We start from the raw sequence: 26,171 nt of genomic DNA on the forward strand, positions 1-26,171 counted from the left end.
TTTAAAATTAGCAAGTGATTATAAAGATCTCAGTATTTCTAAGTTAATCAGATCCTTGTTTTTGATATCCAGCTCAACATGTCTGCCACCATTTTTCTCAATTAGCTGCAGTGTGAAAAGTTTCTTTTCCGGGATAGTAAATTTTGGAACCGCAAAAACCAGAGTTACTTCCGAATAGTCCTGTATTTTAGTAAAATCTGACTTTGCAAAAAGCGGCATGATTTCAATTTCCTGTGATGCTGCGCGCTTAGTTTTCTTTTGGTCCCGAATAAAAAAACGCAGCTGGTCAATATCATAACTAATTCTTGAATTATTTACCACCACTACTCTGAAATACATCACATCGTGATGAATGAAAATTCCATTTACTTGAAGCTGCACAGAAAATTGATTTGCTTTAAGCCCCGTTATCTTCTTCTTCTTTGAAAGTGCTAATTGAGAAAATTGCTCAATTTTCTTTTGATTTTCATTCTCGGTAAAAAACAAAACATCCGTATCATAATTTGAAACCTCAGCAACTAAATTTAAAGTTGGGCACTGTTCATCAAAATTCAGAATAAAAGCATACAATTTTCCATCAGAGGTAACAACAGTTAGATTCGTTTGTTTGAAATTAACGATCCCAGCCTTTAATAATAAAATATTTTCTACACCTTTAGCTTTTTGAACCAGAACATCCTGACTTCCGCGATCTACACTTTTTACGGAGTAGGGAAAGACAATACTAGTAGTTTTAGAATAACTTAATTGTAAATTGTTTGGCTCAATAGCTGTGTTATTTTGAGCAAGTGCCGAAATGGTAATGAACATCATTAACCAAGATTTAATATTTTTCATCTTATAGATATTTAAAGGTTATTTTTCGTTGTTTTGCTTCTCATCATAAAGCAATACCTGATAGCCGGCCTTTACAACAACTTTAATAAGTTTTACTTTCTTACTCAAAAGCGTCTTAGCTGCTTCAACTCCCATCCCGGCTGCCTGAGCTCCCCATGAATCATCCAGACTTGCAATCCCTAAACTCTGTGAGGATCTCTCAGCTGAAGATTTAGCAACGTCTCTGCTAATAGCGCCGGGAATATAAATCCCATCTATTCCATCCATATCATAAACTAACAGCGATACTGGAAAAATAGAGTTCCTGAATTTTATATTGTCTATCTTAACTTCCAGTCGTTCTCCTTTAAGTGCCGCTATTCCATAGAGAAAACTGTTTCTTGGAATTAATACCCCATTAATAAAAACATCACTTGTCAAACGTAATTTCACGATTGAACCGTTAATTATAGTCTGGGTCTGATGGATAACAGCCTCAATTCCATTTTGAATTTCATCAGCAGTGACATTTTCCTCTAAGGAGTAAAAAGAGTTCGATTTTGAATCAATTGGCCTTTTACTCTTTAGCTCAAATGAGGTAAGTGGGTCATCTGAGGGTGTTCTGCTGACAGAAAAAACTTTTCCTTTTTGAGCTAAAGAAGATTGTCTTAATTTTTCCTGAATCCGCTGTGGATGCTGAATGTCTAAAATATTCTCAAGCATCCCTCCTAGTTGCTTGAGCTCCGGATCGGGTTCAGCAGGCGCACTGATAGCTGCCATCATCTGTTCCAGATTTTTCATATCATCAGAAATGTTGCCGGATGAATTTACATTTTCAAATTCTCTCATATCCTGATCAGTATCATAAGATTTAGGAGGCTCGGCAATTGCGTTTTGAAGTGCTTTTAATTTTTGATAAACTTTCTGCTCGTTCTCTCCCCTGAAAGACGACGTATTTAAAGCCGTTTTTCTTCTGCTGAAAATTGCCGGATCAAATTCTGTTTGATCGTTTGCAGCTGAGGAATCCCTTATAAATATATCGCTCGAATAATTCGGATCATTTTTAATCGCGTCCTGGAATTTTAACGAATCAATTGCAGCCTGGTCATAGTAGCTCATCTTATCTAAAGCAGAATCTTCTTTGAATTTCGGATCAGGAAGCTTTATATTAAATCCTGGATTATCCACCTTCACAAAATCATCCAGATTGCTTTCTCCACCTCCGAGTGTCCAAAATATAATTGTTATAAATGGCAGAGCCAAAATTGGCAGTATTAAAAGCATTTTACGCTTTTTAAGTTCTTTCAATGTTATTATTTTCTTTTCCATGTGTTTAGTTTTTAGACTTATTTTTATAATAGTTCTCAACATAATAAAGACTGTCCAGAAGGCCAGGCCTTGAGTAATTTATACTTTCGTAAATTCCTTTTCCTTCTGGAGATTGCTTAAGGCTGTCTATATATAACATGAAACTTGTGATGTTTTCAAGCTCCTTTTTTGATAATACAGGCATATTCTGAACAGTTTTTTGCGATATTGGATTTTGATTTTTATAAGCAGTTTTAGAAAGAACAAAAATCTTTTGAGAAACTGAATCTGGACTAAAAAATCCACACCAGACATTGTAAAGGCAGACAGTCCCTGTAAAAAGCACAAATAGTATCAGTAAATACTTCAAAGTTCTCATCGATAAATCCGAAGTTAGAGCGCTCATTTTTTTGGCCCATTTATCTTGCAGGAACAAATAGTACTTAGGACTGATTTTGACAACTTTTCTTTTTTTAAATTGCCTCCACATCATTTCCTGTTTTGAACTCCCAAATCCTTATTTTCAATAGTATTCCACCTTTCTATAAGAAAACCGTGTGGATTATTATCGCTTCTTGATACATTTCTCAGAGTCCCTTCTGTAATTAGACTTCGATTTAAAATACTGGTCGTTCTAATGATGTTTTGTTTGGCGTAACATTTAAAATGATAAGGATACACGTTAACATCAACATTAATACTGTCAATTATAATGGTCTGACTGATATTTCCAGAAATCACCCCTGCATAATATCCATTTTCTTTCAGGTCATCGTATACTCGCTTGGCCGTATCATCGGCCAAATAAAGAGCCTTGGTAACATTTGACTTAATTACCTTATCATCGGGATCAAGTGTAAAAAATAATCTATGAAATGTTTTCACATGATCCCTGGCTTCAACAGGAACGTTTTCTTTTCGATCAGATGAAAATGCTTCCAGAGCTTTGCCGTTTGCCAAAATGTAAATCCTGTCCTGCATCACCGTTACAGCTGTAAAACTTTTATACAACGTATAACAACAAATAACAATACAGCCAACAATAATGAGCATTGTAAAACCCCTGACGTAGCGAAAAGCAGTGTCTATATTTTTCATTTTTGTAAACATATTTGAGCTGGTTTTAATTACTTAGAGTTTCCCTTGAGCTTATCGCTCATATAGTTTCCTTTTTCACCAAAATATGGGGCCGCGCCAGAGGAGGAAGACATACTCTGACTCATTTTACCTGAGGCATTTCCCATGGAATCCATCACCATCCCCACGCCTTGAGATGATCTTGTAATTAATGAAGAAGTAGAGTTCCCAAAAATACTTGTCACTTTTTGACCAAGTCCTCCTCCTCCACCGGCATGCACAATGTAATTTGCTACTGATGGTACAGTAAAATAACCTACGATCCCAATGATCATAAAAATGAGATATCCCATATCTGTTCGACTAAAAAAAGTATCCCCTGAAGTATTTATTTGCGAAATGTCAAGCTTGAGCATCTGCTGTTGAATTTTACCAATGATACTGCCAAAAATATTAGCTACGGGAAGCCATAAATAAATATTAATATATCTGGCCAACCAGACTGTAAGGGTATGTTGAAAACCATCAAAGACTGCAATTCCAAACACCAAGGGACCTAAAATAGAAAGTACCACCAATTGAAAAGTTCGAAGAGTATCAATGCACAATGAAGAAGCCTCAAAAAGAATTCTCAGAACTTCGCTAGCCCATTCTTTAACAGAATTTCTAAAACTATAAGAAGCTTTCTCCATTGCGAATTTGACATCATTGCCAATACCTTCAAGCATTCCTTCTGCTGCCGGATCAGCCTGGCTATGCGTATATTTATACCATCTGTCTCGATCACCGGTACCCAAAATCCCAACATACATTTTCCATGGATCACTTTGCTTCACTGCCTTTTCCTTTTCATTCAAAAGAACTTCAATGGCTTTATTAGATCCTGTCATCATTGCACCTGTGGCGGTAACGGTAGGTTTCATCACGCCGTTGATCAAAGCGAGAACTGATGGAAAAATCATAATACAAAAACCAATCACAAAGGGCCTGAAAAGCGGGTAAAAATCAATTGGTTCTGCATTGGCAATATGACGCCATACTCTTGAAGCTATATACCAAATCGTCGCAAATCCGGCGATGCCCTGCCCCACTCCAATGAGATTAGAACACAGTGGCATCATTTCATCATAGAGCTGTTCTAGTACAGTATGAAGGCCCCCTATATTATCACCAATTCCCTGAGCCTGGCTCGAAAAAGGGAATAACAATCCTGCGACCGCAAAAGCAGTCACTTTATTTATACTGAGCATATTTCTTAGGAATTAGTTTTTTATCTGATAATTGTCACGGATTAGATTGACATCATTTTTATCTTTTGCACGCTGCAGCGCAAGAACATCGGAAGAAGAATTAAAGTTTCGCAGAAACAATACTTTCTCCTGCATCTCGAGATATATTTTATCAATAGCCTCGAGTCTTTCGTCATCGGACATTCTTAATTTGTCAGCTGTAACAATGGTAATGAGCTCATCGAGATTCCGTAGACTTTCTTTGGTCAAATTGGAATATATCTTTTCAAAATAATCTATTTCCTTAGCTGTAAAAGAGTCGCTTTTAACAAAACGATTAAGCGCAATTTTGCTTTCCCTGACAAGTATAAGTTGATAGCTTACAATATCTCCAACCCGCTTATAATTTTTAACTACGGGACTCACCTGCATCAGGGCATCTAAGAATGTCTTATGTAAAGAGAAATTACCCTGGGACAAATCTTTCACAATATTATAACCTCCACTTAAAATCTCATACCCTTTTTTCATGTCGCTTAGAATCTTTTTAAACTGAGCAAGTTTCTCAATATTTAGAATCAGCTGCTGAATCTCCTGAGATTGGCCTTTGGTCTTTAATGGCGCGAAAAGCGTCACCGTGACCACAAAAATCAATAGTATTTTTTTCATATCTATTTTCTTTATAAACCAAGTAAAACATGACTTTGTCTAATTTCATTTTCCTCTTTAGTTTTCGATAATGATAATACCCTTATCTGCTCACTAAAGTTTTCACAGAAAGAATAATCGTCCATCATTGTTCTGTACAAACCATCAATTCTCTCTATTCGCTGGTCATCTTTCATTTCAAGCTGATTATCGGTCGAAATCAGTAAAAGCTCTTCTAGGGTTCCTGAGCAATTGTCAAGTAACTTCTCAAAAGTTTTTTTGATATAATCAAGTTCATCTCCATGAAACAAATCTTCATGTTGTAATTGCTTAAGAGTATTTTTTTGAACCTTTATAATTTTAACTTGTAAAGAAATAATCTCGGAAATTCTTACGTACTTCCTAACTTTTGGATTTACTTTTTGAAGTGATTTGAAATAATCACCATGAAGGTTTACTTCTCCCTTTTTTACATCTCCAATAAAATTAAGTCCATTTTTAACAACACTGTATCCTTTTTTAGCATAACCGATGTAAGTTTGGAGAGCAGCTATTTGCAGAAGCAAAACCTTTCTTTGCTTGGCCTGTGCGTGTATTCCCTGTGAGAACAAACCCGAGAGAAATAATAATAGTACTATAATTTTCATCTTTTTTACTTAATTACGGAATTCCGTAAAATTGTTTGACTTTATTTACATCGTTTTCAGTCTTGGCCCTTTGCAAACTCAGAAGTACGTTTTGCTTATTAAATTGAGTCAAGTCATCATAATTTGCATCGATCTGATCAGCAGCCCCATTTATGATTTCGAGTCTTCGAAGATCACTCATCTGTGTTGTGAATGATTCCAGCACCAGAAATATCTGATCTATATTTTTTACACTCTCATCCAGAATTCCAGTATAAACTGTTTCCATATAATCCAATTCAGAAGCACTAAAATGGCTGTCTTGCTTAAAGAGATTCCATGCCCGCTCATACTCTTCAATAAGTCTGGTCTGTTTGCTGGTGATTTCCTTTATTCTTTGATAATAGGTAATTATTGATTTAACTTTTTGCAGCTCTTCATAGTATCGTTTATAAAGATCCCGCTGCTTTTTTGTCCAATTTGAAATCTCGTCAAGCTTTAATTTTGATAAGGTATTCTCAACTTGTTTTTGAGCATTCTGAAGCCATATTGTCTTATTCTGCAATCGCTGAATTCCCAGATCTATGGCTTTAATTACTTTTTTGGTAACAGCTTTTACTATCTCAAGAATAGGAAGGGTACTGCAATTTTCAGCTGGCCTCCCCTCTGTGCTCAATAAAAAAAAGCACAGCATATAAATGATTAATTTCGTTTTCATTTTTCGATTTCATTTAATTTCCGTTTCGCATGTCAAACGCTAACGCAGCAATACCTTTTTTTATATCACCGTCGTATTTTCTGGCGTAAGCATTTACTTTTACCTTCTCACTCTCCTCTGTGGTATATGCTAAATATTCCTCCAGTGACACTTCGGTTCTATACACTTTAGAAAGTATCCCTCCTAGTGATATAAACACTTCTTTATATTTCTTATCCGGGTCATTAGATTTATTAACCGAAAGAACCAGTGCTTTTTCTTTTTCAGTTAAGCCCAGCAATTCCTGAATCTGATCAAACTTATTTTGATATTTGCTTTGATCCAAAAGGATTTTACAATCGCTGTTATTGATAATTGCCTGCTTGACAACCGGTGAAGAAATTATATCTTCCACTTCCTGGGTAACCACAATAGCCTCACCAAAGAACTTCCTAACCGTCTTGAATAAATACTTTATGTATTCAGCCATTCCTTCCCTTGCTATAGCTTTCCAAGCCTCCTCTATTAAGATCATTTTTCGAATCCCTTTGAGCTTTCGCATTTTACTGATAAAAACTTCCATAATGATAATTGTCACTACAGGAAAAAGTATCGGATGGTCTTTTATGTTATCAAGTTCAAAGACAATAAACCGCTCTTTTAAAAGTTCCAGATTCTCAGTGGCATTAAGCAAGTAATCAAACTCCCCTCCTTTGTAATAAGGCCGAAGCACATAAAGAAAATTATTAACATCAAAATCTTTCTCCTTAACCTTGTCACTTTCCAGAATCGGGACAAAGTCCTCTTTTAAAAATTCATAAAAAGTGTTGAAACACGGAAAAATAGATTTATTAATTTCAAGCTTTTCGTAGTACAACTGCAGAGAATTTGACAGCGCCACATATTCGCTTCTGTTGAATGACTCATCATCTTTTTTCCAAAGGGCTAGCAGCAGCGTTTTGATACTTTCTTTTTTTTCGGTATCCAATGTGTCTCCTTCACTTATGTAAAAAGGATTAAACCTGATAGGATTCTTTTCGTCATAAGTAAAATAGTACCCCCCAACCATATCACACAATCCTTTGTAACTGTGGCCTACATCTACCAGCACTATATGAGTTCCTTGTTCATAATAACTTCTAACCATATGATTGGTAAAAAATGATTTTCCACTTCCAGATGGCCCCAGGATAAACTTATTACGATTGGTACAAATCCCCATTTTTACGGGCTCATCACTAATATCAACATGGATTGGTTTACCTGTTAAACGATCTCCTAACCGAATACCAACAGGGCTCAGCGAAGACCTGTAACCTGTTTCCATATTTAAAAAACATACCGCCTGTTCAGTGAAAGTGTCAAAGGTGTCATTCATTGGGAAATCGGCAGCATTGCCCGGCATTCCTGCCCAATATATCTGTGGTGCCCCAACCGTTTCCTGCTTGGCAGCAGAATCCATCTGCGCAAGCGCTGAGCAAACCTTATTTTTAATCTCATTCAACTCTTCCAAATCTGATGTCCAGGCCAATACGTTAAAATGAGCTTTAACAGGTAGTCGCTGCAACGAGATCGCCTCGTTCAAAAAATCGTTTGTTGCATCCCTGGCAATCATATTTTCTCTGCTATAAGCTGAGAGCGATTGCAATCGCAGTCTTTTGCTCTCTAGTTTTTGAATTGTCTTCTGGGCATCATCGATAAAAATGTACTGATTGTAAATATGATTACATGCCAGTAACTGTCCGAGTGTGGAGGCAAATCCTACACTAAATTTTGTTTTATCGGTGGAATATCTGTCATAATTGATTCTTGAACCGCAAAGAGCTGGCAGATCCGAGGCATCTCCCAAAGTAAATAACTGACAATGCTTGTCTCCTACCTCAAGACCTTCGCTAAATTTAAGATCCTTATAAACAAAAGAACTCTCACGCTCAGACAAAAAGCAATATTTCTCAATCAGGCCAATATTTCTGCTCTGGCTTTTAAGCGAGACATCTTTGAGACGGTTAAGCTTCACAAAACCACTATCCTCCATAATTCGTTTGAATTGTCCTGTGGAGTCAATGAAATCCTGAAAAAGCTGATCTTTTAATGTTTGTTCAGGAACCGGTGAGTTTCTGATCAAATTAGAAAACAATGAACTTGAACTTTTCCTTCCTGGAGCTTTTTTAGTAATCATGATGTAACAGGAATGGTCTAAAAAAGGCCTTTCATTAAAAAATCGCTCGCTGCTTCTGGTTAAAAAACTACTGTCCTGATTTTCAAAATCAGCTTTATAGGTACTTTCCAAAAACCAGTCCTGTTTGTGAAACACGCAAAATTTCGGAAGTATTTTCATAGCCTTAATCCAGCTCTGATGAAACGCTTCATATTCCTGGTCTGACAAAGTAAAAATCTCCGGCAGCTCCACTTTAAAGGCAACAGTTATATCTCCCTGTTTGGATAAGATACAATCATGCTCGACAGCCATAATCGGTAAAATATCATCTATCTCTTTCTGCATTAGTAACTGTTTTTAAGATTAACGTTCTATAGCTATAATATTTTAAAAATTCTCCTGCTGTATACTTTTATGTTTTTTGGAATTTGTTTTCTTGCCAATGCCTTCATCATCCCAAATTCTCCATATTGATTGCTCATTTTATAGATGCGTACAATTAGAATAGTTCCAGCAATAGCAATAATTGCGATACAGACAAGTGAGGGCAAACCCATAATATACATTAGCGCAAACAGTATCATCAGAGCTACAACCCCTCCTCCCAAATACCATATGTATTGGGCTTTAAGTCCTTTAAATTCTATGCTTTGATTAATTCCTTTATTAATATGGTAGACGCTGTTGCTCATAAGTTTTCATTTGTATTATCTAAACACCAAAGAATGACTTAATAACCGTAGCTACTACCACTAAAAATACGCAGCTGCCAAACCATGCGGCTGCGACTTTTCCTGTATCGGGATCACCTGCATTCCACTTCTGATATACTTTAACTGCACCAATAAGTCCCAGTAATGCACCAACGGCATACATCAGCTCTGTTCCTGCATCAAAATAACTTCTTACCTTTTGATTTGCTTCATTAATTCCTGCAACTCCATCCTGTGCATATCCATTATATTGGTCAAGTAATAATAAAAGAATTAGCCCAACAGACAATAACTTTGACACATTTAAATCTTTTAACTTCCAATCACATTTTTTCATCATTTACATTTTTTAAAGTTTAATACAAAGAAGAGGAATCTCGCCGTTACACAACTCTATTTTTCCGTCACATCAGCCATACCGCATCAGAGCGAACAGGGATCATTCCTCTTCTGAAATTTATTAAGCAGAATCCCAAAGGACATCAGCCTGGTTATAGGTCATAATTATTTGTGGATTTTTTCCACTTTCTGATACCAACAATTTATTGATCATTTGTCGTAAAGAAGAACTCTTTACAAAAGGGTACTCACTTAAAATTAACCTGATATAATTCGTAAACTCCTCTTTTGACAGATTACTCTGTGAATGTTCTGCAATTGCAATAATTAACCTGTCTGATAGTTCCTGAGCATCTTCCACAGTGCTGAAGGATTCCTCCATTGAACTTGACAAACCAACTTCAGAAAGGTTCTCTGATTTTTTTTGCTCATTTACTTGTGAGTGATTCCTGTTTAGTGCAGGAAATCTAATTTTCAACTGTCCTGATAAAACACGGTTAAATTCAGTTTTGTAAAATCGAAGTCCTAAAAACAAGTACCAAAAAAGCATCAGTACAGTTATGGCAATAATATAATTGCTCCACGAGATTGTTGTAAGCATAGCCTTTTCATTTATCATTCAACATCAGTTCACTTTCTCTATGAATCACTTCAAAGTTTTATGATTCATTCTACAAGTCAAAGGAAGTGATATGTAACATTCTCTACAAGTACAACTTTAAATCGTGCCCTTCCGTACCCCTTCTCAGGGCAGTTGTGGTCGCCTTTTAATAAGTTTTTATTTTTTTAATAATCTTTTCCAAAGTCTGAATAGCAATTTGTTTATCCCTTTCCTCCGCATGATAGGCTTTGCTTCTGACCGATTGATAAGAAAGATCCTTTTTAAATGGTGTGGAGAGATAAGGAATAATAGTTTTAAAAACCTGAGTCATCGATTTAGCCTTTACTATTCTGGACTCATCGGTAGCTCTCAAAATAAGTCCCATTTGATCTGTAGACAAAATACACTCAAGCTTATTTGTATCTACCTCTGCTGGATTTAATTGTTCTGTCACAAAATCTATCTTAGAAATTTCATTTGGCTTTACATTTTTTTGCGAATAAGCAATTTCATATTCTAGCCAGTTAGCAAGTACATCCTTTATGTTTTGCTGGAGGGGATCAAACATAACGTGATCACTAGACTGCATCTGATTAAGCTCCTTAAAGTAAAATAGAAGCATACTGTTTCTATTTTCTAATATCGTGGTCGAATTTAAATTAAAAGTAAATCTTTCAATTAAGCAGTTTATATACCCGCTGTAATTAAAATTTAAGTTTATCAATAAATGGTCTAAAGATGAAAATATGCTTGAGGTCTTTTCGCTATAATTGTGTTCCTCCAAATGTCTAAGGAGTTCTTTTTGATATATAATATGACGGTAAGTAATTTTATTTCCGTGATAAAGCTCAGAAGTCCTATAAAGAATCTCCAAAACAATTTTCATTACATTGGTATCCGAGTCACCGGAGATTTTTTTTCTTTTAATAGTTTCCAATTTTAAAATCAATTCCTTTCTTGCTACTATAAGATAGGTCGCAGGCACTCTTTCATCAAGGCTCAAATATCCGGAAAACCAATTTTGAACAAAAGATAACAGTTCATCAAGAACCATAACTATCTTATCAATGATTTTCGATAAATTAGCTCCTCTGAACCTTTCTGTATTTTGATTTTCGATTACATTATCCAGTAAAAAAATAATGGTTGAATGATATTTTCTAACTAAAAGCTGAATCTGGCCTTTTTTGTGCAGACAAAAAATTTCCTTCTTTAGTTCAAATTTGACATTGTAAGACTCTTTTAAAATATTTTCTGCTATAAGATTTAGATCACTTTCCAAAATTGACTTCATCTTTATATTATTATTGGAATCGAAAGTTTCTAAAATCAACGAGTCTAAACATTCTAAAGGATATGTTTTAATCATCATGGTATAGTTTTAAATTACAATTAATGCAACGAAAACTAACGATCTCTAAAATTTTCGGTAGTATTCGAACGATATTCAGATGGGGATATAGAAGTATGTCTTTTAAAGAAATTGCTAAAGCTTGAAGCGTTGCTGAATTCTAAATCTTCAGCCACAAAAGCAATTGAAATCTGTGAGTCATCAAGTAGATTTTTAGCCTCACTTATGATAGCTTCCGCTATAAATATTTTAATTGTTTTCCCAGTTATTTGCTTTACTATTTTATTCAAATGTCCCGAAGTAACAAATAATGAACCGGCATAAAATTTTACGTTATGCTGTTTTTTACAATGGATGGTAAGAAGAGTCAAAAAGTGAATAACCAGGGTTTCTTTTCTCGTAAAATTCAATTTTTCATCCAAACTGTATTTCCCAAATATAAGTCTGAGTTCATATAGAAATAAGTTGAAACTAATCCGCTGTAACTCTCTTTCTAATCCATTTTTTTTGGCATCATTGTTCACATAATAAATAAGTTTATAAATTAGAGAAAGCACAATGAAATCTCTTTCTTCCAAGGTGATTTTAATGGAAGACTTTCCGATGAAGAAATAAAACGTTTCAACTAATTCTCTTTTTAGACAATTTTGAAATGCAAATTCAGAGGTGAAAGAAATTAAAAATAATTGCAATTTATCCTGAACTTCAAGAATAGTGCAGAAGGAATTTTTTGGAATTACTATAAAATCATGGGCTGATAAATGTTGGACAATATCTTTAATCTGAATTTTAAATTTGCCGGATTTAATAAGTAAAATGGAAAAATTATTTACTAAAAATGATTCATCCGAAGCTGTTTTTACGATATATTTTTTAATAATATGAACATCAAGCCCTTCAATGGGCAAATCTTTCAGTTCAATATTTATTAAATCTTTTATCATGATTATTACAATTAGAAAGATCAAAGACGCAACGTTGCGAGGGATTACATTTTATTTATAAAGAAATTTTCGATTACTTCCACCATCATAAAATATAGATTGAGTAAAAATGTAATCAGCAATAAATAAGCTCTTGCCCTTGGGCTTCCTATTTTTTTCTCACCTGTGATTAAGTAGCCTACTATTTCATCATAGGTAAAAAGTTCTATGATGAAATAAAGGCTCACAAGATTAAAAATGATCAGAAATAAATAAAAGATAGTTCTTGGTTTCAAATTATTGTAGACCATAATTAATCACTTTGAATGTTAAATAATTTCTTCAAGAAGCGCAAGAAGCGAAATTATTGCTGCCTGATTAAAACCCAAAAAAGGCTGTGCAATCCTATTGCCTACTGAAGTCTCCCAGTCTCGATCCTTACGCGCTTCAGCATAAAGAACATATCTTGAAACAGATGATATTGTCAGAATCGCATTTTTTTCATCTGTAAACAGCGAGGTATTCTGTATTATCTCGTCTTCAAATGCAATGATATATAAATAGACATCGCTATAGTTATCATTTTGCCTGTCTATTAAGCTTTGGACAAACTCTAATAATTCGCTTTTAGCGTTTGAGCCTAATGTACTGTCTTCTATAATTTCAAGAAGCGCCGATTCAGGATTATCCATGATAGTAGAAATCTGCTCAGGAGTTATTTGTTGTACTTTTTTTTCTAGAGAATTCCCTTTTAAAAATTCTTTTGAAATAAAATTAATTTGATTCGTTAATTCGATTTTTGAATTTGGGACTTTATTACTCTTTAAATAGAAGCTCAAAACATCAGAATACTTTTTACCCTTCGCATCCATTGGATTCCTTTTATTCTCAGCAGAGAAAGAAATTTGCTTTGATTTGCTTGCATTAAAACTTTCTGCATTATCAAAATCTGAATCAGTTGAACAGGAAGAAAATTGAAATAGGAAAATCATACATAATAGAAAATTTTTCATGATTAATGTGTTTAAATATGATCGAGAGTTACCTCTCAATTCATTTCACCCTGGGTTGGCAGAATTTTTATTCAGCACTTTGCTAAACATTTTGCCTTTGAATTCGAAAGCAAATCTATTTCCCTAAAAATTCCCAAACAACACAATCAATGTGGGTTTCCACGAAATATGATATGGATTTCCACGAAATTCACACTACACTTTTATCGAAGTTAACCTTGTACTACAAGGACTTACAATATTTTAGATAACTTTGATTATCATCCTACTAATCGTAAACCTCTATGTTTTTTTTAATCAAAAAAATATAGTCTCCAAACCAAATCAATGAAAAAAAAATTTCCTCTTCTAGTATTGCTGTGTATTAGTCAGTTGGCAATCGCGCAAAAAATGATCTATAAAATTCCTGATTCCCTTCAAAAAAGAGATTATGAATATTTGGACAACAAAATATATGATCTAAAAAAAGATAGCGCGAAAGCTTCTGTTTATTTGTTTACCTACCTGCATAAAGCAAAAAATGAGCAGAATTGGAAAGAGATCGTAAACGGCTATCAAAATATTCTTCACGAATCTCCTGATAAACTCAGATTGATATATGCCGACAGCATGATTTATGCAGCCAAGCAATCCAATAACAATGCGCTTATTGGATCGGCTTATCTATCAAAAGGAATTGTTTTTTATGGATTCAAAGAGCAGAACTCGGCCCTGGATAATTATATCATTGCTAATAGTTATATCTCAAAAACCAACGATAAATATCTGATCTATAAAGTGAAATACAACATTGCTCAAATTAAATATTATTTAGGTTTTTATGACGAGGCAATTTCTTTATTAAAAGAATGTGTTGTGTATTTTAAAAGCGAAAATTCAAGGCCATATCTTAACTCACTGCATTCATTAGGCCTCTGTTACAATAAAATTGGAAATTATGGACTTTGCTCTCAAACAAATGACATTGGACTTGCGGAAAGCAAAAGACTAAGCAACACAGATATGGTGCCCTATTTTATCCATTCTGAAGGAATCAATAATTACTTTAAACAGAATTATACACTAGCTATTTCGCAGATAAAGGCCTCACTAGAAAATATTATCGAAAATAAAGATTTTGCCAATGAATCAGTTGGTTACTTTTATATCGGAAAAAGCCTTTGGAGCTTGAAAAAACAGGACGAGGCTTTAATTTACTTTAAGAAAGTAGATCAGATTTATAATGACAAAGGTTATTTACGTCCTGATCTTAGAGAGGTTTACGAGTTACTTATTACCTATTACAAAACCCGTAACGAGCCAAAAACGCAATTGTATTATATAGACCAGCTTTTAAAAGCCGACCACAGTTTAAACGAAACCTATAAATATCTCATTGGAAAAATCCATAAAGAATATGACACCAAAGTTTTACTCGCTGAAAAAGAAAGGATAAATGATCTGCTGCAGAAAAGGAAATATTATGATTTGATTTTAGCAGCAATCATTCTGATCCTATTTGTGGTGTTGATTTTTCTGACCTATCGACATTTTGAAAATCGTAAAATCTATAAGCAAAAGTTTGAACAGCTCATTTTAAAAACTAGCGATATAAATCAAACCAGATCCAAAACAAAAGCAACCAGACCTGAAATCTTAGATATAAATCCTGAAGCAGTGGACGCGGTCCTAAAACAGTTAGAAAAATTTGAGTCCACTAAAAAATTTTTAGAGAAAGACATTTCTCTGGTAAAACTCTCGGCGTCATTTAATTCAAATACAAAATATCTCTCAAAAATTATCTTTCATTACAAGGATAAAGGTTTTGTAGAATATATTAATGATTTAAAAATTGATCATTTAATAACTTTATTACAAAATGATAAGCAGCTCAGGAATTATACAAATAAGGCGCTCGCTGAGGAAGTCGGCTTCACTAGTACACAAAGATTTGCTAGTGCTTTTCTTGCCAGAACTGAAATGCCTACAGTATTTTTTATTGAACATATAAAAAGAAACAAAGATTAGGTCTTAACAAAGACCTGATCTTTTTAAAATGCAAATTACTTTTCAATTGATTACATCAAAGTTTACCATATGTCACTAATGCCTTAAATCTATAAACTAGTACTTAATTCACTAGCGAAGTAACTCCATCTAGTTCAATCATTAACAAGTTCATATATATTAAATTACTCAATAATTCTTGATTTTTTGTACTTGCCGTAGACATATCAAAATCGCCAAAATCGAAATTATTGTATTCTTTAATAGTAGCGCTTGATAACAATTCAACAAGATGTTTATCTTTAAATTCGAGATCTTTAGGTTCATGTGCTAGTATGTTTCTCATCTCAACCAATTTTTTAGTAATTTCATGAAAAGGAAGATTCACTGTTCGTTTATTTAGAGAGCGAATTTCAAAGTCAAATTTTTTAATAATTTTATCAGTCTCATCGATTTTTATAAGTTTGAGTACTGCAAAATCTTTAAAAAGTTCATCTTCTGTGAAAGCTTTTTCTAACTTAACTGCCATATTCTTTTGATAATCTATAAACGTAGAATTACCATGCACTGCTCCATAGTAGAAAAACAATTTATTTTTAAATTGTCTATCTACACTTACAATTTCTTCGTTAAAAATCTTTCTTATTAACTTCTCAAATTCAGCAAACAAACTGAAATAATAAGCTCTTAGCAAAGCTTCTATTTTAAAGTTTTCAAATTCTTGTTCCGTCATAGATTAGTACTTACAAAATCATATGCTATTCTTAATCGCTCGTTAACATTTGTTGTAGTTGCTACTGACTTTTCAAAAGTAGCATTAAAATTCTCATCTTCTAAAAGCGGCTTTATGGAATTAAAATCAGTTATTTTTTCATTGAAAAGAATTAATGAATCTATTATATAGTGAATTCTACTTTTTTCAACTTTATTTTCCGTTAACCATACTCCAAAATCTAATGTAAAGTTTAGGATATTATCTATAATATTATTTGGAATGTTGGTTTTTTTAAGCTGAATACCTTGGAGAACAATATTTATCATTTCTCTAGGTCTAGAATTATAGCCTTCAACAAAAACTTCCGGTTCTATTTTTGATTTGACATAAAAAGCAATACTTCTATAAAACCTACCATAGTCTTCATATCTTTGAATATCATTTTGTGTAAAAAAAAGATTGTATTTAACAAACTCTATATCATCTTTATTTTCTCTTACTAAATGTTTATTTGTAAATGCTTCAATACGTTTTAAGGTAGATGAACGATAAATTGCCTTTCTAATTTCATTAACTTTTAATTTTTCTGAACCTTTATTTAGACGAGAAAAAATATCATATTTTGTGAATTCAGGCGAATTTGCAGTAATTACATAAATATCCAGTACAGAAGACAAAAGGTTATTAGTTTCTTCAGGAAAAAATGATTGGATCTCAGTAAATTTTTTGTCCGAAAACAGATCTGCAAAATATTCTAAAGTCTTAGAATCTAATGAATAATTATTAATAATAAAATCATGAATTGCGGTTAAACGCTGTTTACCGTCAACTACCTCATAAGTACTATCTTCTAATACGTCATCTCCTGGGACTTCAACAACATATATAGGAGGAACAAGTATATCCATAAATAAACTTTCTATAAATGCCGTTTGTTTATCTACTTTCCATATACTATTTCTTTGATACTCCGGAGACAATATTAATTTACCACTTTTAATTTTTTGATATATTTCTAAGATTGACCATGTCTGTTTTACAATCTTTGTCTTCTCCAATAACGCCCTTTTTTCTACAAAGGTCAAATCCCCTATAGATTCATATTGCTCAATTTCTGAATTTTCAGCTAATTGTAATTCATTAGTATCTTCTAATTCTTGATCTTCAACAAAATTTTGATCACTCATATTATATTTTTTTCTATTAATCAATCGTCTATTATTTCGGAATCTATAACTTTACACTTAACATTAAGCTTCATTGTCAATAACTTTCAATTACTTTATATTCTTCTTTTTTTGCGTTTTAAAATCTACATAATGTTGTAATTTTCCTATTTCTATATTCTTTATAAACTGCTCCATATATAAATAATCGGGCTTTTCGTTATTATCAACCGGGAGCATTATTTTCTGCCTTTTTAACCTCCCAGTTCCCATTTTGTAGCCATATCCATATTTTTCTTTTTGTGACGTTATCTGTCTAGAGATAAATAATCCCACATATTTATTATTGTGATGCAACCGTAGTTTTCTACAGTCATTAGAGAAAAGACCTTTATATGGATGATAAAAAGAATAGCCCACTGAACCGTTTCTATTTACTGATAAGCAATTTTCTTCCAAAGTCACATTCTCATTTTTTACAAAATATCCTATTCCATTCTGATTAGCTGTAGCGGTAATATAAGGTACATTTCCCGAAACACGTTCACTTTCATATATATCTCGTCCAGATGAAATTTCTGCAATATCTTCTATAAAAAACTCTTTCCAAACTTTTTGTTCCAATGGTAATACTTTTTTAATAAAACCAAGCTTTTTTAAACGTTCATTAACATAAGTATCATACAGATTCTGCTTTGTAATTTCTCTGTGATTTATATATTGTTCCATAAATATATAGTCGGGATTACCAAACTCATCACATGGAAGATATATTGTTTCTTTTTTTACAATATTCATTTGCGCTTGTCGACCATAGGAGTATTTAAAACCTTGGCGGTTTATCATATTGCAAATAAAAATTGCATTAAACTGATTTAAAAATTGATTTCTAATAACAGATACATCATGAGAACAATAAAAGTCATGTTTTTGGTAATAAGCAGATAAATTTATTTTTTCAATAGTTATTGCATTCCCTTTAAAAATAGATTCGTTTCCAATAAGTTGATTTAAACCATTATTTTCTGAACGAGCAGTTATATACGGGTTATCTCCTTTCAATATTTTACTAGAGTGCAAGTAAATGCCCTTCTCAACAGTAAAAATTTCTTGAATTTTAAACTCTTTCCATTCTCTATCAATTAGATCCATAGTTTATTCATTTTCATTATTAAACAAATATCCTTTTCCTTGCATAATCATATTGAACTCAAAAGAAAGATAGTCGCCAATACTTTTTTCAAAATCCTCTATTTTTGGTACTTCATCATTAAAGTAATAAAATGAATGTAACCATTCATCATCTGCTTCTATGATCGTTTTTACCATGTATTTAGTTTCAGTATCACGAACGTCATTCCAAATATCTAATAGTAATTGTTTTTGTGAAATTGCTCGTTGTGTCTTAGTTAATCCTATATGTTTACTAACTACATAACCATCATCTTCAAAATTGATAAATTTACAACGTTTTTGAGGTGGATGTGGTTGGTGAGCGGTAAAAACCACTATACACGCATTAGTTCCAACACCATAAAATGTATTTTTATTCAGAGTTAATACTCCTTCCAATGTATGTTGTTCTAATATGCGAGCTTTTATTTTTTTATCTTCTTTAGTTTTACCTACCATTGTGGATTGTGGCACAATAGCAACACAACGAGCATTATCTGCTAAACAGTCTAGCAGATGCTTTATAAAACTGATTTCAGATAGATGAACAGTTTCTTTATTTTTAGCTTGTGAATACGGAGGATTAATAAATCCTACAGTAAGCTTCTTTTCTCGAAGCTCTTCAACTGGTATTTTTAAGAAATCCTTATTCTCTAGATTACTTTTACCGTCACCTCGAAGAATCATATTAGTTGTAGCAATTGAAAACATATCTTCACGAATTTCAATACCATGCAACTGTTGTTGTTTTATTCGCTCTATCTCCTTATCATCTTTTGCTTGTTCTAACATTTTATGCATTCCTGCAATTAAAAAGCCTGATGTTCCACAACATGGATCCATAATTTGATCAGTTGGTTTTAAATCAACCAAATCACAAAATAATTCGGTAATGTGACTTGGTGTTAATACCACTCCTAAAGTCTGTCCATCACCTCCACTAAAACTTATAAACTCTCCATAAAACCTACCTAAAACATCTTCGGCAGTATTTGCTTTTACTGACTTTAGAATATTTTTTTCTAGATATTCAGTAAAATATTTTAATGGCGTTTTTTTCAAGCGAGCATCAATTTGATTTAAAAGCGCACGGTCTTTAATCATATTAAATTGACCTAATACCTTTTCTTTTTTAGTTGATGGCGTTACTTTTACACGATTCATGTATGTAGAAATGTAGTCGTATAAAATTTGCCCATCAGTTTTTTCCTCATCACCGATTAAGGTTTCCATGTTGAAAGTCTTCTCGCTTAATGCTAACAAGATTGCTGATACAACTAACGGCTTTTCAGAATCACCTAATTGTCCATAATTACGCAATGCCTCATGTAATTCTTTAGATTTGGCAAGAATATCTTCTAATTCTAACTCTTCTTGCGGCGTTTCCCCTAGAACTTGTTCTCGATAATAGCGATCAATATTTTGTTTTGAAAAATTAATAAAATTATCAACCTTATCTAGAGGTTTATAACCGTTTAGGTCAACATAAATAGGACGAATCGTATGATGCTTTTCATCACCAGAACACCCAAACGCAAAAACTTTTTTAAAACTTGTTTTTTCTACAATCTGTTTTGCATAATGTAGAGCTCCATTCTCAGCATAGTTGATTAAAGATTTTGTATCAGTAGAATATTCTATTAAATTATTATTAATAAAGTGAGCTTGTTTATTTATATCAGCTTTATTCTCTATTACAATTATATAATCTTTGACGATTGCTGTAAATTCCGGAAAGCCTATTCTACCAGTACCTTTTTTAGAAGCTGTTTTTAAAGCATCATTCACCTCTTTAATATCACTACCATTTGGTGTATATTCAATTTTAGCTTGATCTAATAATTTCCCTATAAAAAAATCAGTTTTACGCTCGTTTGCCATTATTGTTTTGTATTTTCAACCAATTAGACCAATTATAAAAGCTATCAGTCATTTTAGATATTATTTTTGATAAAAGTAAAGTAAGATTTGACAATCTAAATAATTTCATTATCTTTTTTTTAAAGAATTATATCACTTAAGATATAAACTATTCATTAAAAAAAATGTCATTACTTCAGTATTTTTTACTATTAAATTGCTATTTTTTACTGTCATTAAACCATTTGCTTATTTTATTAATGCCCAAAGATATAATTTTAAGTTGGCTTATTAGGTTTGTTTTTACCTACCATATTATAATGTAGTGGGAGCACTTTATATGTTTTAATATAAAACAGCACTTTGGCAATTTCGATTTCTTTCATGACTTAACTTTCTATTCAATTTTACGGTTTTCCATATAGAAAATTAAACCAAAATACTTCTTTAATAAATTTCAATATATTAAAAATATCTATTTTCTAAATTTTAAAACTAAAAAAAGATGCTTAAAAGCATCTTTTTTTGAATATCTATGTTTTTAAATCGAAATCAAAATCAAGTAATTCTTTGGGATGTTTCCCAAGTCCTTTAGCCAAATCTAGAAGAGTTGTAAAAGATAAGTTTCTTTTACCGTTTTCAATGTCACTAATAGTAGCTTTAATCAATTTATCGCTATTCAAAGCAACATTATCTTGACTTAGATTCAAATCAGTTCTTAACTGTTTAATATGTAAACCAAATTTTTTTAATTTTTCCTCCTTCAGCTTTTCCATTTTTAATCTTTTAAACAAAAGGCGTCATAATTTTAAATAAAAATGTTATAAGAACTTATAACAAATAATTTTTTTTTGTTATATTTGTAAAATATTCAAATAAACATTTATAAATGTTTGCTTTGAATTTATAAATAAATAATTTTGCGATTCTTCATATAAAATATTTGAAGCATTCGCTTTGAATCTTGCTTAGAAAAACTGGACACTTTTTTAGCGCGTAAGATGATAAGTGCAATAGCCTACGCTTTAAAGTGCGTGGGCTCACTTATTTGCGCGCAGGTAGTCCAGTAAATCCTTCTAATGCAATAAGATGAGTCCCACGTATCTTTTTTTACGATTTAGACTCTTCTTACATTCTTAGCAATTCTCTCTTTTATTAAAGCTCCGCATTCCAAAATTCGAATCTTTAAAATATAATGCCTATGTACTAATTATTAAAATTATGACCATTAAGCCGTTTACTTAATGCATAAAAAATGGCCCTCTACCACAGCGACTAAACTAGTATAGAGGACCGTAGCTAATTAAATCATATCTAACTAACCAATCCCAATATTATGAATAATTTTTCATTTTACAAGGATGGAAAAGCTCTTTATTGCCTAATTTTTCTTGGCTTCTTATTGTCTTTTTCATCTGCTTATGCCAAATCTTCTTTTCGGTATAATACTTTATTACCTCAACAGTATCAAATTCAGGGAACTGTCACTGATGGCAGTAATCCGCTTCCAGGGGTTACTATTGCAGTTAAAAGCAAATCAGGGAGTACTGCAATCTCTGACTATAGTGGCCAATACACTCTTTCAGCTGCTGCTAATGACACTTTAATTGTTTCGTTCATTGGATTCAAAACTGCCCAAATTCCAGTTGCAGGCCGTAAAATTGTTGATATCAAATTAATTTATGATACAACAACACTTCAGGAAGTGCGAGTAAATGCCGGATACTATTCCGTAAAAGAAAGCGAGCGCACAGGAAGTATTGCACGTATTACATCCAAGGATATTGAAACACAGCCTGTGATCAATGTTCTGGCAACCATGCAAGGCCGTATGGCTGGGGTAAGTATCACACAGACAACTGGAGTGCCTGGAGGAGGCTTTGAAATTAAGATTAGGGGACAAAACAGTCTTCGCTCAGAGGCAAACGCACCTTTGTATATTGTGGATGGAGTACCGTATGCTTCAGAATCAATTGGATACAATCAGACCTCTACAATATTCCCAACTGTAACAAGTCCATTAAATAATATTAATCCTGACAATATAGAAAGCATTGAAGTCTTAAAAGACGCCGACGCGACTTCCATATATGGTTCGCGTGGAGCTAATGGTGTTGTGCTAATTACAACTAAAAAAGGAAAAGCAGGCAAGACAGTTTTTAATATTACAGCAGTAACAGGTACAGGCAAAGTGACTAGATTTTTGAATCTCATGAATACGTCCCAATATTTGGATATGCGTAAAAAAGCATTTGCAAATGATGGCATTTCTCAATATAATGACTGGGATTATGATATTAACGGTGCTTGGGATCAAAATCGTTATACGAACTGGCAAAAGGAATTCCTTGGAGGGACTTCCCGTACAAACGATCTGCAAGCCAGCGTTTCGGGAGGTTCTGACAGGACTCAATTTTTACTTAGTACTTCTTACCATACAGAATCTACCGTCTTTCCAGGTGATTTCACTTATAAAAAAGGTGGCGGGCAATTTAATATGAATCATACTTCAGAGGACAATAAGTTTAAATTGACATTGTCCACAGGATATAATGTGCAGGATAATGATCAGCCTTCTCATGATTTCACCTACGATTCAAGGACATTGCCCCCCAATGCACCTGCACTATATGACAGCAATAGTAATTTAAACTGGGCGAATGGAACATGGGACAACCCCCTTAGATATCTAAATGCAAAATTTAAATCCAAAACAAATGATCTGGTAGCCAATACAGTTATATCATACCAGCTGGCACCCGGGCTACTTATTAAAACAAATATGGGGTTCACCAATTTGAATACTGTTGAAACGCGCACAAACCCCTCTAGCATCTATAATCCCTCCTTTAATATAACGAGTAAAAGCAGTGCGATTTATGTAAATAACACAAGTAGGTCGTCGTGGATTATGGAACCACAGATTAACTATGAAAAAAACTTGGGTAAAGGTAAACTTGATCTCCTTGTGGGATCTACTTTCCAGAGTCAAACAACCACAAGCCTTTTTCAATCAGCGAGCGGTTTTAGTTCTAATAGTTTAATTTACAATTTGGCTTCAGCTAGTGTCGTAAGTATTTTATTAAATGACGAAACAAAATATAAATATCAGGCTTTTTTTGGCAGGGTAAATTACAATTTACTTGAGAAGTACATCATTAATATAACAGCCCGTCGTGATGGTTCAAGCAGGTTTGGTTCAGGAAACCAATTTGCAAATTTTGGTGCCATTGGAACAGCTTGGCTGTTCTCACGTGAACATTTATTCCAAAACAGTTCGTGGTTAAGTTTTGGAAAGATTAGAGGCAGTTATGGAACGACAGGCAATGATCAAATTGGAGATTATCAATTCCTTAATACATATCGAACAACCGGCGTAAGTTACAACGGCAATATCGGACTTGAACCATCGAGGCTTTATAATCCTGACTTTGGATGGGAAACAAATAAAAAATTGGAAATAGCCATGGAATTAGGTTTTTTTAAAGACCGTATTTTTTCAACAGTTGCATGGTACCAAAATAGATCTTCCAGCCAATTAGTAGGCATTCCATTACCGGGAACAACCGGATTTACTTCCCTGCAGTCTAATTTAGATGCTACGGTAGAGAATTCCGGATTGGAACTGACTTTAAGAACATCAAATATTGAATCTGGTCATTTTAATTGGACTACAAGTTTCAATATCACATTTGCCAATAACAAACTTCTGGAATTTCCAAATTTGGAAAGCTCAACTTACAAGCAAACCTATAGAATTGGCGAGCCTCTGAATATTAAGCTCCTTTATAATAATATAGGGGTCGATCCGCAGAAGGGAATTTACCAATATGAAGATGTTAATAAAGATGGAAGAATTTCAGCTGCAGAGGACCGACAAACAGTGTCCGATCTTAATCCTGAGTACTATGGAGGAATACAAAATCATGTAAGCTACAAAAAATGGACACTTGATTTTTTATTTCAATTTGTAAAACAAAAAAACTACTCCTATCCAATGGGAATCACTGGTCAAATGTCCAACCAGCAAACCAGAAAAAGCGATAGCTGGCAACAGCCGGGAGATATAAAACCTTATCAGGTCTTTACGACATCATACAGTAATGACGCGGCAAATGCATATTATTTATATTCTGACAGTAACGCTGCTATTGTAGATGCTTCCTTTATACGCTTAAAAAATATTTCACTCACCTACGACGTCCCTGTAAATTTAAAAAACACCAAACTTAAAATAATGTTACAAGGGCAAAATCTGCTAACCTTCACCCCATATGATGACGGCGATCCTGAATTTATTAAATATGGTTACCTACCTCCTCTTAAAGTTGTTACTGCTGGAGTCCAATTAATATTTTAAATAAGAACAAATGAAAAAATTATATACAAATACCCGCTATTTTATAAATATTATACTTCTGCTTTTCGTCTTAAATTCATGTGATTCTTTTGTTGATGTCGATTTACCCAAATCGCAGCTTAATAGTTCAGCAGTATTTCAGGAGTATATGACAGCTAACACTGCAATTACCGACATCTATTCCAAAATTAGAGATAAAGGTTTTCTTGCAGGCAACAACTCGGGATTGTCGAATAAACTCGGAAATTATACAGATGAAATGGTCCCATTTGGAAATCCATCCAATACAAGTTTTAATTTTTATTATAATTCCGTCCTTGCTACAACTCCGGAAGTAACACAGTACTGGAATTATGCCTACAATCAGATATATGCTGCAAACGAAGTAATTGAAGGAGTTTCAAATAGTACAGGCCTTTCACCGGAACAAAAGAATCAGCTTACCGGTGAAGCGCTTTTTATTAGAGCGCTCTCCCATTTTTATCTTGTTAATCTCTATGGAGACATTCCGTTTATAACCCAAACAGATTACAGAAAAAACAGTGTGACTGGCAGAATGCCTATCGAAGAGGTGTTCGGATATATTATAAAAGATTTAGAGAACGCAAGTATACTGTTAACTAATAATTACAGTAATCTACAGCGAGTTCGCCCAAACAGATATGTAGTTAAGGCATTACTTGCCAGAACCTACCTCTATAGTGGAGCTTATGCACAAGCATCTAATGAGGCGTCGTCTTTGATAAACCAAACAGGTCTGTTTAAATTAGAGCAAGATTTAAATCGAGTTTTTTTAATTAGTTCCTCCGAAACGATTTGGCAGTTACAATCTGCAAATCCAGGCAAAAATACAGAGGAAGGACTACAATTTATATTTCAGTCTACTCCACCACCAGTTGTCGCTCTGAGCACTTTTTTAGTTAACTCATTTTCACAAGATGATTTACGCAAGTCCAATTGGTTAAGATCGAGAACAAATGGTATTTCCACATGGTTTCATCCTTTCAAATATAAAGAGCAAAATAATACTCCGAGCTCCTTGGAATATTCAATTGTCTTTCGTCTCGCTGAACAATACCTTATTAGAGCCGAAGCACGAGCGCATCAGGGTGATTTAATAGGGGCCAGAGAAGATCTAAATAGAATAAGAAATCGTGCCGGTCTGCAAAATACAGTAGCAAATAACAAAGAGGAACTACTCACCGATATTCTAAAAGAAAGAAGATTGGAGTTCTTTTCAGAACATGGCCATCGGTTTTTTGATTTGAAACGATTTAACCTGCTTGACAGTCAATTATCGGTAAGCAAACCAGGTTGGAAAACTTCGAACGCACTTTTCCCAATACCACAAAATGAATTGCTTACGAATCCAAACCTTGGGCCACAAAATCCCGGATACTAAACTCGTAAGA

Annotated in this window: 24 protein-coding genes; 3 read left to right on the top strand and 21 right to left on the bottom strand. The window is 33.4% G+C overall.

Features of this window, described 5'->3' with window-relative positions; all coding sequences use genetic code 11:
- Positions 1-18: 18 nt before the first annotated feature.
- From traN to J2X17_RS09045, 16 genes are all read right to left on the bottom strand, one after another.
- Entirely contained in the window at positions 19-837 is an 819-nt protein-coding gene (gene traN, locus J2X17_RS08970; protein ID WP_310296683.1) for a conjugative transposon protein TraN, read from the bottom strand.
- An 18-nt stretch (positions 838-855) separates the two neighbouring features.
- Positions 856-2,145: a conjugative transposon protein TraM gene (gene traM, locus J2X17_RS08975; protein ID WP_310296685.1), complete on the bottom strand. Its 1,290-nt coding sequence runs from the start codon at positions 2,143-2,145 to the stop codon at positions 856-858.
- A gap of 4 nt (positions 2,146-2,149) precedes the next feature.
- Positions 2,150-2,530, bottom strand: a complete 381-nt coding sequence (locus J2X17_RS08980; protein ID WP_310296687.1) for a hypothetical protein — start codon at positions 2,528-2,530, stop codon at positions 2,150-2,152.
- Positions 2,531-2,613: 83 nt separating this feature from the next.
- Complete coding sequence (traK, locus tag J2X17_RS08985; RefSeq protein WP_310296688.1) at positions 2,614-3,222, bottom strand: conjugative transposon protein TraK; 609 nt, start codon at positions 3,220-3,222, stop codon at positions 2,614-2,616.
- Positions 3,223-3,251: 29 nt separating this feature from the next.
- Complete coding sequence (traJ, locus tag J2X17_RS08990; protein ID WP_310296690.1) at positions 3,252-4,451, bottom strand: conjugative transposon protein TraJ; 1,200 nt, start codon at positions 4,449-4,451, stop codon at positions 3,252-3,254.
- Positions 4,452-4,463: 12 nt separating this feature from the next.
- A complete protein-coding gene (locus J2X17_RS08995) occupies positions 4,464-5,099 on the bottom strand; it encodes a TerB family tellurite resistance protein (protein WP_310296692.1) in 636 nt (211 codons plus the stop codon).
- Positions 5,100-5,110: 11 nt separating this feature from the next.
- Positions 5,111-5,725: a hypothetical protein gene (locus J2X17_RS09000; protein ID WP_310296694.1), complete on the bottom strand. Its 615-nt coding sequence runs from the start codon at positions 5,723-5,725 to the stop codon at positions 5,111-5,113.
- A gap of 13 nt (positions 5,726-5,738) precedes the next feature.
- Positions 5,739-6,422, bottom strand: a complete 684-nt coding sequence (locus J2X17_RS09005) for a conjugal transfer protein TraI (protein ID WP_310296696.1) — start codon at positions 6,420-6,422, stop codon at positions 5,739-5,741.
- Between the two features lie 13 nt (positions 6,423-6,435).
- Positions 6,436-8,904: a TraG family conjugative transposon ATPase gene (locus J2X17_RS09010; RefSeq protein ID WP_310296698.1), complete on the bottom strand. Its 2,469-nt coding sequence runs from the start codon at positions 8,902-8,904 to the stop codon at positions 6,436-6,438.
- 32 nt (positions 8,905-8,936) lie between these two features.
- Positions 8,937-9,251, bottom strand: a complete 315-nt coding sequence (locus J2X17_RS09015) for a DUF4133 domain-containing protein (protein ID WP_310296700.1) — start codon at positions 9,249-9,251, stop codon at positions 8,937-8,939.
- A gap of 19 nt (positions 9,252-9,270) precedes the next feature.
- Entirely contained in the window at positions 9,271-9,609 is a 339-nt protein-coding gene (locus J2X17_RS09020; protein WP_409025256.1) for a DUF4134 domain-containing protein, read from the bottom strand.
- Positions 9,610-9,732: 123 nt separating this feature from the next.
- Positions 9,733-10,212 (bottom strand): hypothetical protein, encoded by a 480-nt coding sequence (locus tag J2X17_RS09025; protein WP_310296704.1) that lies wholly within the window; start codon positions 10,210-10,212, stop codon positions 9,733-9,735.
- 166 nt (positions 10,213-10,378) lie between these two features.
- Complete coding sequence (locus J2X17_RS09030; protein ID WP_310296706.1) at positions 10,379-11,584, bottom strand: hypothetical protein; 1,206 nt, start codon at positions 11,582-11,584, stop codon at positions 10,379-10,381.
- A gap of 35 nt (positions 11,585-11,619) precedes the next feature.
- On the bottom strand, positions 11,620-12,507 hold the full coding sequence (locus tag J2X17_RS09035; RefSeq protein ID WP_310296708.1) for an AraC family transcriptional regulator: 888 nt from the start codon (positions 12,505-12,507) through the stop codon (positions 11,620-11,622).
- Between the two features lie 44 nt (positions 12,508-12,551).
- Positions 12,552-12,797, bottom strand: a complete 246-nt coding sequence (locus J2X17_RS09040; protein WP_310296710.1) for a hypothetical protein — start codon at positions 12,795-12,797, stop codon at positions 12,552-12,554.
- Between the two features lie 18 nt (positions 12,798-12,815).
- Positions 12,816-13,499 carry a hypothetical protein gene (locus J2X17_RS09045; protein WP_310296711.1) on the bottom strand — a complete coding sequence of 228 codons (684 nt, stop codon included), beginning with the start codon at positions 13,497-13,499 and terminating at the stop codon, positions 12,816-12,818.
- A gap of 327 nt (positions 13,500-13,826) precedes the next feature.
- Between J2X17_RS09045 and J2X17_RS09050 the strand changes: the two genes are divergently transcribed.
- Positions 13,827-15,506: an AraC family transcriptional regulator gene (locus J2X17_RS09050; RefSeq protein ID WP_310296713.1), complete on the top strand. Its 1,680-nt coding sequence runs from the start codon at positions 13,827-13,829 to the stop codon at positions 15,504-15,506.
- Between the two features lie 103 nt (positions 15,507-15,609).
- Here the strand turns inward: J2X17_RS09050 and J2X17_RS09055 are convergent, their stop codons facing one another.
- The 5 genes from J2X17_RS09055 to J2X17_RS09075 all read right to left on the bottom strand — a co-directional run bounded on the left by J2X17_RS09055 (position 15,610) and on the right by J2X17_RS09075 (position 21,175).
- A complete protein-coding gene (locus tag J2X17_RS09055; protein WP_310296714.1) occupies positions 15,610-16,218 on the bottom strand; it encodes a hypothetical protein in 609 nt (202 codons plus the stop codon).
- Positions 16,215-17,387, bottom strand: a complete 1,173-nt coding sequence (locus J2X17_RS09060; RefSeq protein WP_310296716.1) for a DUF262 domain-containing protein — start codon at positions 17,385-17,387, stop codon at positions 16,215-16,217. The genes J2X17_RS09055 and J2X17_RS09060 overlap by 4 nt, the downstream gene beginning before the upstream one ends.
- A 90-nt stretch (positions 17,388-17,477) precedes the next feature.
- Complete coding sequence (locus J2X17_RS09065; protein WP_310296718.1) at positions 17,478-18,518, bottom strand: restriction endonuclease subunit S; 1,041 nt, start codon at positions 18,516-18,518, stop codon at positions 17,478-17,480.
- A 3-nt stretch (positions 18,519-18,521) separates the two neighbouring features.
- Entirely contained in the window at positions 18,522-20,420 is a 1,899-nt protein-coding gene (locus J2X17_RS09070; RefSeq protein WP_310296720.1) for an HsdM family class I SAM-dependent methyltransferase, read from the bottom strand.
- A 512-nt stretch (positions 20,421-20,932) separates the two neighbouring features.
- Complete coding sequence (locus J2X17_RS09075; protein WP_310296722.1) at positions 20,933-21,175, bottom strand: helix-turn-helix domain-containing protein; 243 nt, start codon at positions 21,173-21,175, stop codon at positions 20,933-20,935.
- Positions 21,176-21,735: 560 nt separating this feature from the next.
- Here J2X17_RS09075 and J2X17_RS09080 point away from each other — a divergent pair.
- Together J2X17_RS09080 and J2X17_RS09085 are read left to right on the top strand one after the other, a co-directional pair.
- Positions 21,736-24,759, top strand: coding sequence for a SusC/RagA family TonB-linked outer membrane protein (locus tag J2X17_RS09080; RefSeq protein ID WP_310296723.1), 3,024 nt, complete (start codon positions 21,736-21,738; stop codon positions 24,757-24,759).
- A 10-nt stretch (positions 24,760-24,769) separates the two neighbouring features.
- Entirely contained in the window at positions 24,770-26,161 is a 1,392-nt protein-coding gene (locus tag J2X17_RS09085) for a RagB/SusD family nutrient uptake outer membrane protein (protein WP_310296725.1), read from the top strand.
- Positions 26,162-26,171 lie beyond the last annotated feature (10 nt).

It is taken from the genome of Flavobacterium aquidurense, from assembly GCF_031458035.1.
Classification (GTDB): Bacteria; Bacteroidota; Bacteroidia; order Flavobacteriales; family Flavobacteriaceae; genus Flavobacterium; species Flavobacterium aquidurense_C.